This window comes from Jonesia denitrificans DSM 20603 (genome assembly GCF_000024065.1).
Taxonomy (GTDB): Bacteria; Actinomycetota; Actinomycetes; order Actinomycetales; family Cellulomonadaceae; genus Jonesia; species Jonesia denitrificans.
Genome location: NC_013174.1, coordinates 2,073,721 through 2,088,431 on the forward strand (window position 1 = coordinate 2,073,721; position 14,711 = coordinate 2,088,431).

Annotated in this window: 13 protein-coding genes and 1 riboswitch; of the genes, 3 read left to right on the top strand and 10 right to left on the bottom strand. The window is 58.2% G+C overall.

Annotated elements, in window-relative coordinates:
• Positions 1–3 precede the first annotated feature (3 nt).
• Positions 4–1,455 carry an AI-2E family transporter gene (locus tag JDEN_RS09550; protein WP_015772166.1) on the bottom strand — a complete coding sequence of 484 codons (1,452 nt, stop codon included), beginning with the start codon at positions 1,453–1,455 and terminating at the stop codon, positions 4–6.
• 187 nt (positions 1,456–1,642) lie between these two features.
• Here JDEN_RS09550 and msrA point away from each other — a divergent pair, with 187 nt between their 5' ends.
• Entirely contained in the window at positions 1,643–2,275 is a 633-nt protein-coding gene (msrA, locus tag JDEN_RS09555; protein WP_041288424.1) for a peptide-methionine (S)-S-oxide reductase MsrA, read from the top strand.
• Positions 2,276–2,327: 52 nt separating this feature from the next.
• Here the strand turns inward: msrA and JDEN_RS09560 are convergent, their stop codons facing one another.
• Complete coding sequence (locus JDEN_RS09560) at positions 2,328–3,137, bottom strand: LysR family substrate-binding domain-containing protein (protein ID WP_015772168.1); 810 nt, start codon at positions 3,135–3,137, stop codon at positions 2,328–2,330.
• Between the two features lie 62 nt (positions 3,138–3,199).
• Between JDEN_RS09560 and JDEN_RS09565 the strand changes: the two genes are divergently transcribed.
• Entirely contained in the window at positions 3,200–3,589 is a 390-nt protein-coding gene (locus JDEN_RS09565; protein ID WP_015772169.1) for a DUF5997 family protein, read from the top strand.
• A gap of 82 nt (positions 3,590–3,671) precedes the next feature.
• On the opposite strand, the gene JDEN_RS09570 is transcribed toward JDEN_RS09565, so the two are convergent.
• The 3 genes from JDEN_RS09570 to JDEN_RS09580 all read right to left on the bottom strand — a co-directional run bounded on the left by JDEN_RS09570 (position 3,672) and on the right by JDEN_RS09580 (position 5,736).
• Complete coding sequence (locus JDEN_RS09570; RefSeq protein ID WP_015772170.1) at positions 3,672–4,076, bottom strand: FKBP-type peptidyl-prolyl cis-trans isomerase; 405 nt, start codon at positions 4,074–4,076, stop codon at positions 3,672–3,674.
• Between the two features lie 186 nt (positions 4,077–4,262).
• Positions 4,263–5,093: a Bax inhibitor-1/YccA family protein gene (locus tag JDEN_RS09575; RefSeq protein WP_015772171.1), complete on the bottom strand. Its 831-nt coding sequence runs from the start codon at positions 5,091–5,093 to the stop codon at positions 4,263–4,265.
• Between the two features lie 109 nt (positions 5,094–5,202).
• Positions 5,203–5,736, bottom strand: coding sequence for a type 1 glutamine amidotransferase domain-containing protein (locus JDEN_RS09580; protein WP_015772172.1), 534 nt, complete (start codon positions 5,734–5,736; stop codon positions 5,203–5,205).
• Positions 5,737–6,012: 276 nt separating this feature from the next.
• Between JDEN_RS09580 and JDEN_RS09585 the strand changes: the two genes are divergently transcribed.
• On the top strand, positions 6,013–8,241 hold the full coding sequence (locus JDEN_RS09585) for an acyltransferase family protein (protein ID WP_015772173.1): 2,229 nt from the start codon (positions 6,013–6,015) through the stop codon (positions 8,239–8,241).
• 32 nt (positions 8,242–8,273) lie between these two features.
• On the opposite strand, the gene JDEN_RS09590 is transcribed toward JDEN_RS09585, so the two are convergent.
• The 5 genes from JDEN_RS09590 to mgtE all read right to left on the bottom strand — a co-directional run bounded on the left by JDEN_RS09590 (position 8,274) and on the right by mgtE (position 14,444).
• The gene (locus tag JDEN_RS09590; RefSeq protein ID WP_015772174.1) at positions 8,274–10,160 is read right to left on the bottom strand and encodes a carbohydrate-binding domain-containing protein; all 1,887 of its coding nucleotides are present in this window, start codon (positions 10,158–10,160) and stop codon (positions 8,274–8,276) included.
• Entirely contained in the window at positions 10,157–10,954 is a 798-nt protein-coding gene (locus tag JDEN_RS09595; protein ID WP_015772175.1) for a polyphosphate polymerase domain-containing protein, read from the bottom strand. The genes JDEN_RS09590 and JDEN_RS09595 overlap by 4 nt, the downstream gene beginning before the upstream one ends.
• On the bottom strand, positions 10,951–11,523 hold the full coding sequence (locus JDEN_RS09600; protein WP_015772176.1) for a DUF4956 domain-containing protein: 573 nt from the start codon (positions 11,521–11,523) through the stop codon (positions 10,951–10,953). Before JDEN_RS09600 ends, JDEN_RS09595 begins: the two co-directional genes overlap by 4 nt.
• Positions 11,524–11,654: 131 nt before the next feature.
• On the bottom strand, positions 11,655–13,007 hold the full coding sequence (locus tag JDEN_RS09605; RefSeq protein ID WP_015772177.1) for a hypothetical protein: 1,353 nt from the start codon (positions 13,005–13,007) through the stop codon (positions 11,655–11,657).
• 99 nt (positions 13,008–13,106) lie between these two features.
• Complete coding sequence (gene mgtE, locus JDEN_RS09610) at positions 13,107–14,444, bottom strand: magnesium transporter (RefSeq protein WP_015772178.1); 1,338 nt, start codon at positions 14,442–14,444, stop codon at positions 13,107–13,109.
• Positions 14,445–14,525: 81 nt separating this feature from the next.
• A riboswitch (M-box (ykoK) riboswitch) is annotated at positions 14,526–14,700 on the bottom strand.
• Between the last annotated feature and the right edge of the window lie 11 nt (positions 14,701–14,711).

Below are 14,711 nucleotides of genomic sequence, written 5' to 3' on the forward strand. Positions count from 1 at the left end.
GAGCTATTGTCCACCCCGAGGCTCGTTCGCTGGTGGCTCTGGCGCCTGTGTGGTGAGTTCTTCGGCAGGTGGCTCTGTGCTCTGTGTCGCGGTGGGGCCTTCTGTTTGCCTGGCGTTGAAGCGACCAAAGAGTTTTTCAAACGTTTCGCCTACTCGAGCTGAGTAGTCAATGAGCGTCGCTTGTTGGCCACTACCTGGTGTGTCTTGCGGGCTCACCACATACCGTGTCGCTGAGGTCACCATGATTGCTTTACGGCCCGTGGGTTTCATGGGAAGTCGGTCATCAAACCCGAGTTCTGGGAATTTGTCGTGGCCGTTGAGGTACAAAATGATGGTGTTGGCTACTGCAACAATCGGGACGGCGAAGATCGCGCCGACGATCCCGGCAAGGACTGTTCCTGCACTCACGGTGAGGAGCACAGCAACGGGGTGGATGGCCACGGCGCGACCCATGAGGAACGGTTGAAGAACGTTTCCTTCGATTTGTTGGACCAGGAGCACAATCCCCAGCATGACAAGTGCCCACACCCATCCTTTGACGACTAGAGCGACCAACACAGCAACCGCGCCAGTAATGATTGCGCCGACAAAAGGAATGAACGCACCGACAAACACGAGGGCAGCTAAAGGCACGACAAGTGGCAACCCTATAAGGGCTGCGCCAACACCAATACCAATAGAGTCGATAAAGGCGACCAGGATTTGTGTTCGCACGTAGGCGGAAAGAGTGACAATCCCCCGACGGCCGGCTTGATGTGTTCGCTCTCGCACGTGGCGGGGAAGTAAGCCAACGATCCAGGTCCAGATTTTGCGTCCGTCAATGAGGAAGAAAATGGTGCAAAAAATCGCGATGAGTGCCCCGGCAATGACGTGTCCAATTGTTGAGGTAACCGATAGCGCACCGGATACCAGTGCACCGGATTGGTTCTGAGCCGCGTCAAGGAGGTCATTCCAGTAGGCATCGATTTGTGAAAGGTCAAGGTTCAACGGGTCGCGTTGTGCCCAGGAGATCAGTTCGTTGACGCCTTGTACTGCGCGGTCAGACAGTTCTGTGATACCGCTGGCGATTTGCTGGCCGGCCACGGTGATGAGGGTCGCCAGTGCGGCGATGAGCGCAAGTACTGACGTGACGGCGGACAGTGATCGCGGAAACCTCAAGGTGGTGTGCAAGAACCTGTCCATGGGCTGGAGCAGGACGGTGAAAAGAAGCGCGAGTGCAACTGGGACGACCACAACTTTGAGGTAGGTGACGACCTGAAAAAGGAGAAAGGCCACCACAGCGAGCAGGATGATCCGCCACGCCCATGCCGCACCTGCGACGAGAGCGGGTGAAACATAGGGCTGGTCACCACGGGTGCGCGAGGAAAATGCGCTATTGAGCGAGGAGCTGGTGACACGAACCGTGGACGATGTGGGTTCATCGTGGGGTGTGTTCGCGTCGTGCTCGTGCGTCATGGTGTCCTTTCGGCTCGCCTCACAGGCTGGGTCGGTGGTGTCGGCGCGAGGATGGGATGCGGGAACATCGAGGGGTGCGCCTTAGTTGGAACTGTAGGCAATACTTGCATGAACGGCATGTTGAGCGCGTCATTCTTGAGGAGGATTCATGTTTCAGGGTTTATTCGGGGCTTCACTGAGGTCACACATGGTATCTCCGGAAAGGGCGTTAGCTGGTCGCCCGGAACGTCCATTTTCTCTTCCTGCTCGTCACCGAGTTTTTGACACACCTCTTGAGGGCCCTTTCCCCGATTCGAGTCATGTGGTCTACCTGGGTTTGGGGTGTTTTTGGGGTGCGGAGAAGGAGTTATGGCAGTTGCCGGGGGTGATCTCGACGGCTGTGGGGTATATGGGCGGGTACACACCCCACCCGTTGTATGAGGAAGTGTGTAGTGGGATGACGGGTCATACTGAAGTTGTGCGGGTTGTTTACGATCCGACGGTGATCAGTGACCGCGATATTCTTGTTCATTTTTGGGAGTCACACGACCCAACACAGGGTTTTCGACAGGGCAATGATGTGGGAACTCAGTACCGGTCAGCGGTGTATGTGACAACAACTGACCAAGAGCGACTTGCCCGTGAGACGCTTATGGCATTTCAGCGCGCCCTTGAGGAACGCGGCTTTGGTCGCATCACAACGCAGGTAGCGTGGGCTGGCAGTGACCACGAGGATGGTGTGGGCGACTTCTATTTCGCTGAGGACTATCACCAACAGTATTTGGTGAAGAACCCCCAAGGGTATTGCCCGGTACATTCCACCGGGGTGGCCTGCAGTTAGTCGCCGACACTGCCAGTATTCGCGCCGGGTAGTTCGTGCTTCTTCTTCGCCGTTAGCGCTTCTTCTTTCCTGACGCTTTGCCTTTGCTTGTGATTCCTTGAGGTTTTGAGGTGGCGCCTCGTTGGCGTTGAGGGGTGGTCTTCTTTCCTGCCGATGCGCGAGGGCGGGTCCGTCCAGCTCGCGATGGTTGTTCAGTGCGGGTGGGGGAACCTGCTTCGGTCGTGGCGCGCACACCCCGTGAGGACTGAGGCGTGCGGCCGCGGACGACTCCAACAAATTCTTGGGTGAGGTCGTCGTCGCGCTCTACGCGCCACACGAGCGCGACGGTACTTCGAGGGGCGTCATCAATGGGGCAGTAGTCAAGGTCTTTGCGCGCGTACAGGCGTGCAAGGGACTGCGGAACCACAATGATGCCGACACCTGCAGCCACGAGGGGGATCGCGTCTTCAGTGGTGGGTGGTTCTTCGGCTGCGGGGTGCCCGGGGGCAGTTGCGGGCCAGGGGATCATGTCGTCAGCGGCTTGAAGGAGGGTTTCGTCGCTCAGGTCGCTGAGGAGTAGTTGGTCAGCGGCTGCTAGGTGGTGGTCTTTGGGGAAGATCGCAACGGTGGTTTCTTCATAGAGGGCAACCGTGTGGAAGATCCCTTCGGGCACGGGTAAGCGCACCACGGCCATATCGACCTCTCCGTGGGCCGCGGCGCGTCCTTTGTCGTGTGGTTCTAGGCGCACCAACGTGAGAGACGTGCTGTCAGGCCGCTGCTCCCACCGGTTGACCCATTTCGCTGGGGTCACCCCGGGCACATAGCCGATGCGAAGTTGTGAGGTGTCAGAGGGCGAATGTGATGAAGCCTGAACAGAATCCACGTATCCAGCCTACCGGCATTCGTTACCCTTGGAGTATGACCACTCGTTCGAACTCCCAGTTGATGAAACCTGCGACCGTCGCGAAGAAACTTGAGATTTACCTCCCGGCAGCTCCGCAAGAGTTTCAGGACTCCATGATCTCACGTGAGGAGTTCGCCGAACTTCAAGCCAATCCGCCTCAGTGGCTTCAGGATTTGCGGCGAAACGGTCCTCACCCACGGTCCATTGTGGCTAAACGCCTGGGCGTGTCCATTTCTGGTTTGACACGCAACGGCCTGACCGACCCGCTCACTACTGATGAGATTAACGATATCCGCCGTGACGAACCAAAGTGGTTAGTCATTGAGCAGCAGGTGGCGCGGGAAGTGAAAGCTGAAGAGGAACGCATTGCCGCTGAGGCTGCCAAGAAGCGGGCTCGGGAGGCTCGCCGTCGCCCAAGCAAGGACCGCTAATGTGCGCCGTTGTGCTGGCGCATGACAAGGGGTGACACGCACTGTGCGTGTCACCCCTTGTCATGTCATGCAGGTGTTGTGGTCACTTGATGTCGACGAGGTCCACAACAAACACGAGGGTCGCGCCACCGGCAATGCCTGCCTGGGGGACGCCACGCTGACCGTAGCCGAGCTCTGGTGGGATGGACAACAGCACGCGCGAGCCTAGGCGTTGACCAACAAGCCCCTGGTCCCAACCACCAATGACGGCGCCGACACCAATGGGAAAGTCAATGGTTGCCCCACGATCGTAGGAGTTGTCGAACACCGAGCCGCCCCAGGATTGGCCGAGATAGTGGACAACAATGTTGTCGCCTGCGGAAATGACGCGGCCTTCACCCTCGGTGAGGACTTCTACCTGGAGTCCTTCTGGGGCGTCAGGGCCAGGGAACGTGATCGTTGGCTTCTCGCCAAATCCGCCAGTTGCTGTGGGCATTGTGGTCGACATGCGTCGTAACCTCCATAAGCGTTGATGAACTCCTCCACGCTAGCACTGACAGCACGCGTGGTGCCGGAAATGTCTGACTATATCCATCATCGTGGACACGCTTTCGCTGTCAGCACGAACAATGGCTCCCAGCATTGCTGGGAGCCATTGTTCGTGATAAAGACCCGTACCCTGACGAGAGATGAGTCAGTCGCCTCGCAGGATCGCCAAAAGACGAAGCAGTTCGAGGTACAGCCACACCAAGGTCACCATGATTCCGAAAGCGGCAGCCCACGCGTACTTGGCAGGGACACCGTTGCGGACACCGACTGCGACAGAATCAAAGTCCACAATGAGGGACATTGCGGCCAGGCCAACAGCGAACAGGCCAATGATGAGGCCGAGGCCGCCTCCGCGCATCCCCCATCCGTCAAGGACACCGGTCCACACGAGGATGAGGTTGAGGATCGAGAAGAGCAGGTATCCGACCATCCCGATGAGCAGGAATCGAGTGAACTTTGGTGTCACCCGCACTTTGCCGGACCGGTACAAGAACAACGTGACCACAAAGACGGAGACCGTTCCAAGGACTGCTTGGAAGACAATACCGTTGTAGGCGGCTTCGTAGAACTTGGAGATCCCGCCCAGGAAAACCCCCTGAGCAATGGAGTACAACGTGATCAGAACCGGGCTGGGCTCTTTCTTGAAGGCGTTGACCAGACCGAGAACGAGCCCGACAATAGCGCCAACGAAGAACAACTGGGGTGCCACGATCCAGGTGGCTGCACCAGACAGCACGAGAACCGCGAGCATGCCCCCGGTTTTCATGATGACGTCGTCATACGTCATGCGGCCAGTGTCTGCGGTGGTCGCAGCGGGCGAGTTGTACATGGAGTCCAGGCTTGCGGCGTCGGTTGCGCCGTATTGGGCGGACGTTGTCGCCGCGAAGCGTGGATCCATCTGCGCGTTGGTGCGCTGGACGTCTTTGTCGGCCTTTCCGCCAAAGACGGCTGAATTACTGAAGTACGGGTTGGACACGTTTCCTCCTTGTGGCGGCGGTGTGGTCAGCTCTGCAGGCGGGCACCGCCGTGTCTACTGTCCTTAACGCCATTGTCCACGAAGAAGTTCCCGGTGTCATGGCCGAATCTCAGTGGGCACCCTCTGCGATCTCTTCGATGACCTTGTCGTTGAACGCAGGAAGGTCATCAGGGGTGCGCGATGACACCAATCCGTTGTCCGTGACAACCTCGTCGTCAACCCAGGTTGCCCCTGCATTCCTCAGGTCGGTTTTCAGGGTGGGGAAAGACGTGATCGTCCGCCCTCTTAGGACATCGGCGTCGGCAAGAATCCACGCTCCGTGGCAGATGACACCAACAGGGGTCCCTGCCTCAACGATCTGCTTCACGAAGGACACCGCGTTGTCATCAAGGCGAATACTGTCAGAATTGACCACTCCACCGGGCAGCACAAGGCCGTCGTAGCGGCTGGGGACTGCCTGGTCCGTGGTGACATCTACGTGCACCTCGTGACCGTTCTTCCCTGTGATGCTGCCCGCTTTCGTGGAGATCAACTCCACGGTTGCACCATGGCTGGCGATTTCTTCCCATGGGCTTGTCAGTTCGGAGTCTTCAAAACCGTTGGTGGCGAGAAACGCGACGGTTTTCCCGGTCAGATGTGACATGTCATGCTCCTTCTTGTGTGTGGGTGCATGGATTCACGGCGTTGTGCGCCATCGTAGGACACGAGGCCCAGTTCGACGATAAACATGTCTTTCACGATGGTGCATCTTGAACAAGTAGGGTTCACCTCCCCATCATCACGACGTGTGGAACCCCGGGTTTGTTGAGACAATGAATGAGAAACAATCTCATTTGTCACTTTTTCGCAACCTAAACGTGTCTCATTTTTTACTACTATGTCTTATTTTTTGCCGAACGTCGTCTCGGATGGAGGGCCTGTGACCACCGGTTCACCCACACCGACCACCTCGCGCGCCTCGCGCGGACACCGCCTCGCGCCCTTGCAACCAGCAGTTCCAGCTTCCTCACCGCCCACTGCAGGTGCCAGTGCCCCGCGCACCCTCCGGCTCGACATCCAAGCATTACGCGCTTTTGCCGTCATCGCCGTGGTGATCTACCACGTGTGGCCTACCGCCCTACCCGGCGGATTCATCGGTGTTGATGTCTTTTTTGTCATCTCCGGCTTCCTCATCACCGGGCACATCTACCACGAGATCACCCGTACCGGTCGGCTCGCTTTGCCTCGTTTCTACGCGAAACGCGCCCGACGCATCTTGCCACCGGCCTTCCTGATCCTCATCGCATCCACGGTCGCCGCATTGATATTCCTTCCCTCAAACCGGTGGTCAACCACCTCAACAGAAGGAATCGCGTCGATCATTTACGTGCAGAACATGCAGCTCGCGAACTCCTCGGTCGATTACCTCGCCCAGGACACCGCGAACACCATGTTCATGCACTTTTGGTCGCTCTCGGTCGAGGAACAGTTCTACCTCGTGGTTCCCCTGCTCATGATCGTTGCAGCGGCCCTGGCCGCACGCGTTGGAGGCAGGCACAAAACTGTCACTCTCAGCGCGCTCGGCGGTCTTGTCATCCTCTCTTTCGCAGCCTCATACATTCGCGTCCTCGACGCGGATCCCACTGCCTACTTTGTGCTCCTCACCCGCCTATGGGAACTTGGAGCTGGATCGCTCCTTGCCGTCGCGATCTTCCCGTCCCCCAGTGCACGCACTACTCGCTCACCGCACACGATCTTTCGCCACATCGCGACTATCTGGGACCGCTACCGCACCCCGGCGCGCATCATCGCCTGGTATGGCGGGTGGGCGACTCTGGTCCTTAGCCTTCTCCTCATTGACGAATCCACCCCCTTCCCAGGACCCGGGGCTCTCGCCCCGGTCCTCGCCACAACCGCGCTCATCTGGGCCCACAGCCCCCGAACCCACGGTCCGCTGTGGGCCGCTGTTGCGCACCCGGTGACGCAGCGCATCGGCACCTTGTCCTACTCGATGTACCTCATCCACTGGCCCCTGGTCATTGTTGCCCCGTTTGTCACCTCGGCACCCCCATGGATCACCGGACTCGGCATCGTGTTCCTCACGCTCACCGGGGCGGAGCTCATGTACCGCACAGTGGAACGCCCCCTGGGGCGGTTGCCCCTCACGGACAACCATGCGCCGCGAGTGCTCGCGATCGCCGCTGCTGCCAGCCTCATGACTGCAGTTGTTGTGGTGGCCCCTGGTTTCCTGGCCACCCAGGCACAACACGAAGCTGAACAACTGGAACAGCACATCGCTCAGCGGACAGTCGACGGAGTCGGCGGATCTGCAATTTCCCGGTCCTCACACCGAGCTTTTGCACTCGACACTGAGGTGATCGTCCCCGCAGTGGATGCAGCCCGCCAATCGCTGCCATCAGGTGCACACAACGGGGAATGCAAATCAGAGATGGGAGACCCGTTCACCCCCGAATGCGTGTACGGGACCACGAACCCCGCGAGAGCAGACGCTGTGATCGCCCTCGTCGGAGATTCCCACGCTGAGCATTGGCTCCCCGCGTTTGAAGAACTCGCGCAAGACAACAACTGGCAGGTGCGCACCTACTTCCACTCCTCATGCCCGATGAGTTTTGGTCAACGCCAATCCGATGCGGACCGTGGCGGGCCGTGCCTGACCGCTAACAAACAGACGATATCCACTCTGCAGGAGGCGGGTGATATTGACCTGATCGTGACCTCGGCTCGCACTGATGTCCCCTGGGTCACTGACGGTGCCCCCGACCCTGCCACCGGGTTTACCCACGCCTGGCAACAACTCGACGATGTCGCCCCCATTGTTGCGCTGACGGACAACCCTGTGATGCTGCCCGCAGATGGCACCACCGACTGTGTTGCACTCAACGAGCGCAACCCGGATGCTTGCGCCCGCGATGTGGCAGAAGCGATGCCCGTAGACTACCTGCGCGACGCCTACCCGATCGCCCAAGAACTCAGCATCGATGTCACGTTGGTCGACACGGAACCCTGGTTCTGCACTACCACAACATGCCCTGCCGTCATTGGTAACGTCCTGGTGTATCGCGACGAAAACCACCTCACGGCAACATACGCGGCGACCCTCACAGACCAGATCGAACAGGAGTTGGTTCCTGTCCTTGACCGGTCGTGAGGGCCGCCCACTGTGACATCTGGCTCTCGCTGTTACCCGTCAGCGGCTCCTGTACCCGCTGTACTCACCGTTGCTGTGCCCACGACTTCGCCATTGACGGACACTGTCACCTCCGAGTGGTCGGCAAGGAGTGGGCTAGACCAGAACAGTGCCGCACTGGTGTCCCGCACGCTGGTAGTGAGCAGTTCATCACCCTGTGCCGATGTGACCGTCACGGTGTCACCCTCGCTCGCACCCAGGGTGTCCACACGGATCCATGCTTGCTCTGCATTGTTGGGATTGACCGGCATGTCCGCCGTGCCTAACGCAAGGAGTGTCCCTCCTGTGAGCGTAAATTCCCCAGCCACGTCAAGTGAACCGTTACCCCCACGTGTTGGCCCATCAACCCGGACCTCACCGCCTGTCATGGTGAATGATCCGTTGGAGTCGATGCCATCGCCCCCGGCTGTGATGGTGATACGGCCAGCGCTGATGGCCAGGGAGGCGTCCGTTGCTGCTTCCATACCCATTCCACCTCCTTGTGGGCGGACACCTTGCGGGCGCTGCTGGGCATTGTCCGCATCGGGGGTGTTATTCGCATCAGGGGCGTTGTCCGTGTTCGGCGGCTGGGGCATGTCACGACCGTCAGGTGGTGTTCCGTCGTTCGGGCGCTCACGGGGCACCCCCTCAGTGTCGTCCGACTGTGGTGGGGCTTGACCGTCAGTGGTCATGTCATTCCCACCAGTGGCATTCAACCCGTCATCGCTGGCCACCAGGTCAATGGTCGTTCCTTCCAAGGCAATGTGGTAGCCCTCAATCCCCTCCACACTGGATGTGATGGTGAGGGTACCTTCTGATGCGCGAAGATGCCCATCCGCGTGTACGGCGTCATCTCCGCTCGCTAGGAGGATCTCACCTCCAGTCAGCACGATGGCTCCGTTGCTGTGAAGTGCATCATCTTGCGCGTCGACTGTCAGTTCCCCTGCAGCAATGATGGTCATCACACCAGATTTAAGACCTTTGGTTGAGATGTCGTCTGTTGGCGCGGTCGCTGATCCCGTTCCACTTTCCACCGTGAGTTGTCCCCCCGTGACAAGGAGGTCCGTCTCCGCCGAAATCCCATCCCCGCGGGCGGCAACAGTGATCGTTCCACCGTTCACAACAACAAACCCTCGGGTGTCATCTGTATCGTTATTCGCAGTCAGCCCATCTCCACCAGCAGTCACTGACACCTCCCCGCTGGTCACGACGACATAATCCTTCCCACGAATCCCGTCATCAGCAGCGGTCACAGAGATGGTGCCAGAATCAATAATTAGTCCATCTTTGGACGCAATAGCGTCCTCGTAGGCCCCTTGGACGTTGAGCGTCCCCACACCAGTAATGGACAGGTCTCCAGCACTAAACAGCGCAGCATTCGCCTCGATGTCCTGCGGATACTCCGCAGCATCGCTCACAGTGTTCACACTCCCCTCAGCAAGAAACACTGTCAGTTCATCCACATCCGTGGCAGCAATCCCTGGCCCGCTCGTCGACGTGATCGTCACCCCATCAAGGATCAGCGTGACGTGAGCGTCAGGGGCAGCAATCTGAAGCGACCCCGACAACGTTCCAGAAAGGCGGTAGGTCCCTGCAGCAGTGATGGTCACAGTAGAACCATCAACGCTCACCCCATCAGTTTTCCCCGGCGAGGAAAGGTCGACGTCAACACCTGCTGACACGTCGACGTCATCGACTAAGTGAACGGTGTCATTCGCCGCAAGAACCTCATCAACTGTTTGGGTCACATCAACCGACGCTGCATCAATGGTGGTTGTTGAACTCTGCTGCGTTTGGTCCGGTGAATCACCTGATTCAGGTGATTCACCGGAACAACCAACCAGGATTGCGCTCAACACACCAGCAAAAATAATGGCGCGTGTGAAGGGTGTAGGGCTCATGCTGATCTCCCCAAGGCGGTGGCGCTAGAAAACCGTGGCGCATCGGCAAAAGTACGGGTCAGAGCACGATTCCAGCGGTGTGCTGGAAGCGTTGGGTCAAGCGCAGCTCGCCCAGTAGCAAATTTCGAGATCGTGGTAGGGCGCACTCCGTGCTGCCACAACCAACGGTCAGTCGCACTGGGGTGACCAGGCGTTTTCGTTTCAAGAATGACAATGTCCCCAGCGTCGTAGCGACATCCATTGGGGTGATGCCAGGTGAGTTCGGTGTCCAGCGTCACGCGCATCGTCAAATCAGTTACTGTGGTGCGTTGGTAAGTCGAGAACACCACGGGGGCTAGCTGACGCGGCGGTCGAGTCACCCCACGAGCTGCCAGAACAGAACGGATGAACGCACACGAATCAGGGTCGAGGTGTGTGCGGGAAGCATGAGGGATCCGGTCTTTGACGGTGGCGCCACGGCCATCGCGCGTCTTGACTTCCAGGAACGTGTCACCGCTGTCAGCGTAGGTTCGCGTCCGTACCTTGTAGCGGTGACGACGCCTGGTCAGAGTGCGTTCATAGGAGTCATTCGTGGGCGTGTCAAAGTACACCGACTCGTAGGAAACGCAACGATTGTTGTTGACATCAACAACCCGCATCCCCTGACGGTCCCAGAGTTGAGTCAGCGGCGGGACAAGAGCATGCGGAACAATGTACTTGCGATCAGTGCGAGTCAGCAGCGCAGCACGTTCAATGACCTCTGCAAGAGAAATAGGAACCAAAGAATCGGCAAGCTGGTTCACAACTCGAGTCATGACTCACCCCCAATGGTGACAGGTGACGTGACTTGAGGCCGGTAGCGGGCAACCACATGGGCAGTGTCATTGACTGTGTCAATGTCAAGAATCGTCACATGCTCGGGCGCTATACCAAGGATTCGCTCGCAGGCGATTGTGGCCTCGCTGTCGGTTCCCACTGCATGGTCGAGGCGCACGGTGACGCGCCTGCTTCGGGCACAGATCTTCGGGTGGTCGCACACTGCGAGCGCTATGACGATAAGGGTGGTCATGATCAGCATTGTTGCGGTGATGGTGGTGGATAACCCGGCGATGAGCCCGATGGCGAGTGAGGCGAAGTAGTAGGCGATTTCGCTGTGGCTGATTTCTTCGGAGCGGAGTCGGATGATGGACAGGACACCGAAGAGTCCAAGCCCTAGTCCTGCTCCGACGGTTGATTGGGCTAGGACTGTGGAGACCCCGAGGACGCCAACGTTGACAACGAGGAACGCGACGACGAGGTCTTTTCGTCGGTGGCGCGGGTAGTACAGTGCGTAGGCAATGATGAGCATGGCGACGAGGTCGACAGCAATGACGGGTAGGTCCATGGGTTTCCTCCACGGTGGGTGACGGGGACTTGTCTATTAACACACCGTGACCTGCAGGTATACTGCGGGTGAAATTGGAGGTGGGTGGGAAACCTTGTCAGTTGCTGAGAGTAGGTGGTGCGAAGCGGACATTACATCCACGGTGCCTGAGAGAGCGCTGGACCTGCTTCCCCTCTCGAGACCCAGCTCACACTGTCGTCGTGATGCGTGAGGAACTCGGTGGTGCCAGCCACGTTAGCCCATGCCACGCGTTGGGTATCCACATCAAAGAATGCCACCACACTATGGGCGTCGTCCCCGTGGCCCCGTAAAGACCAGGCGACGCGGGTGCCCACCACGTCAACGTTTGTGACGTCCACCTGGGCATCATGAAGCATGGGCGGAAACACCGCCGATGGCACTTTCCATGCCTGATTCGTTGCCGAGTCGCGCACATAGAGGTCCCCGCCTACACCTGCAGCTACTACGTCTCCTGCCCCGGCAACCTGCGTGAACACATCCCGGACGGTCAAGTATCCTGCCCTATCATGGCCAACCTCAAGAACGGGTCGGTCACCGGTTGGCGCTTCCACGACAACAGCAACTGCTGCGGGGAGGCGACCCGAGCGCTGGTCACCATCAGTAGGTACAACCTCAACAATGTCACTCGATACTGTGGCAAGGCCCTCAGAGAGATGCACAACACCAGCCACATCGTGCCGATCTATGCTGACCTCTGCCCCTCGCACATCGATTGACACCAACGCATGGACGGCGTGCGCGTCCCCTTGCACATGAACAGCATGTTCCGCCCCCAGATCCCCGTCGGCAGGAATCGAGAGGGAAAAGGACACCTGCCCCGCAGTGACCACAGGCCGGAACGGCGGCGAAGGAATCGGCGGCAGTTCCCCCCACACATCGCGTGAGGTCAAGAGCAGCCATGTATCTCCGGTGAGCACGTCGGCCGCAAACACGAACCAATCTCCATCGTCGGCGTGCCCGACTGGGTGCTCCTGCCACACCGCCACGCCTTCACCCACTGTCATCCCAGTCACCCGACGTGGCGCGCCGTCCACAAGGAACACTGACGGAGAAAATGCTCGGAAGATTCCTTCCTCCACGACCCCTGGGAGGTCTCCAGCCGGGACCTGGGCGGGGTCTTCACCGCACCGATCCCCAGGTAACGCCACGGCGAGGCGCAGCCCAGCCCCCGCATCGCCACGGTCCACAATGAACCGGTCACACCCCCACACGGGGACGACATGACCATCGGATACCACCATGTCTCGCGGGATTTCACTGACCGCGTCCCGGTGGACAACACTCCACTCCACGACGGCACCATCGGTGCCGTAGGCAGTGACACCACGAGTGTTCTCGTGTGTGGGTTGAGGCGGCGGGGTCGATGACTGTGACGCCGGAGCAGAACACGCAGCCACGGTGAATGCCAAGAACATCACAACCGCAGACAGCACAACATTTCGGACAGATGACAACGATGGCACAGCAACGTCCTGACGTGGGGGTGGAAGAACACAGGTGCTTTGTACTTAAGGTTATGTTCCAGCGAGCCATTTCTTACGCTTTGTTGAGAGAAATGTGATCTACAGACCGAACACTGCGCGCGCAATGACAAAATACAGCAGGAGCCCGGTGGCATCACAGAATGTTGTAATAAACGGCGTAGAAAAGACAGCAGGATCCACTCGAAGGGTGCGAGCAATCATTGGCATCGCAGACCCAACTGTCGCCGCCAACATACAAATTGCCATCAACGTCGAACCGATAACTACGCCTGTTGAAACGTCATACGCCAAGGTGGCCAGAAGTAAAGCCGCTGCCCCAAGAATCGCTCCGAGAAGAAACCCGACCCGCACTTCCCGGAACATCACTGTCAGCACATCTGTTGGTCTCACCTCACCAAGAGCTAGCGCACGTGTCACCGTTGTTGCCGCTTGAGTTCCTGTGTTACCTCCAGTACCGATAATGAGCGGAATGAATGCTGCCAACACGACTTTTTGCTCGAGTGTTGTTTCAAACATTTCCAGGACGTGCACGGTAAACAACGCTGACGCAGCGAGCACCATGAGCCACACAACCCGAGAACGAACGATGTTGACAACCGATGTGGCGAGATAGGGGCGTGGAAGCGGCTCCGATGCGCCGGCACGGGCAGAATCTTCATCCTCCTCCTCTGTGAGTACCTGACCTGCATCATCGACAGTAAAGATCCCGACGAGCCTTTCTTCGCGGTCGACGACAGGTAACGCAAGCCAGTCCTGAGCCACCACTCTGCGGGCAACGTCCTCGGCACGCTCTGTGACGTGAGCAAATTGCGCAGGAGACATGACGTCTTCCACTAATCGACTATCCTGCGCGCACAGTAAATCACGTAGGCCCACCACACCAACAAGTTGGCGGCTATCAGACACCACCGCGATTGTATAGATAGTTTCCGCCCAACTAGCCTGCTGTCGAACTAGCTGAAGAGCTTCGTCTACAGGAAGATGCGGTCGAAGGGCAACAACTCGCGGATTAGCCCATCTCCCCACTGAACGCGTGGGATACCCAAGAATGACATTAGTTACTCGTTGGTCAGAAAAAGGTAGCGATTCTAAAAGTCGCTTCGCCACCGCAGCAGGCAGCTCATCAAGAAGTGCAGCTTTATCATCTGGTGCCAGTTGTGCAAACAACATCACCACGTCCTCGCCCCCAAGAGTGCGAACGATATCTCCTTGAATTCCTGGTTCGAGGAGTTCAAAAACTTCAGCTGCTCGATCTTTCGCCAGTAGGCGAAAAATCACTGCCGCGTGATGCGCACCTACTCGCCCCATGATGGATACAACATCCAACGGCGAACTTTGTGTGAGTTGGTGGGCTGCATTGGGGAGATCTTCCGCCAGAACCGCATCAATGATGGAATTTTCTAGTGATTTGCGCATGAATGTTCCTTGTATTTGTCACCTGCACGCGACAATTGAACAGACCCCAAACTCTTGCCATTATTCTTGTGCACGGCATGTGTGGCGCGTCCACGTAAGAGCTTTGACACACCGCGACGTGTCCTACGCCAAACGTAGGAAGCCACTTGGAATCAACCCTTAAGCCGGGAGGATTTGTCCTCATCTTGGGCATCTCTCGATGTCGTCAGATGAGTGGCCTATGTTCGCGATGGAGCCTCACCTAACGAGACACCTAGCGCCTGTCAC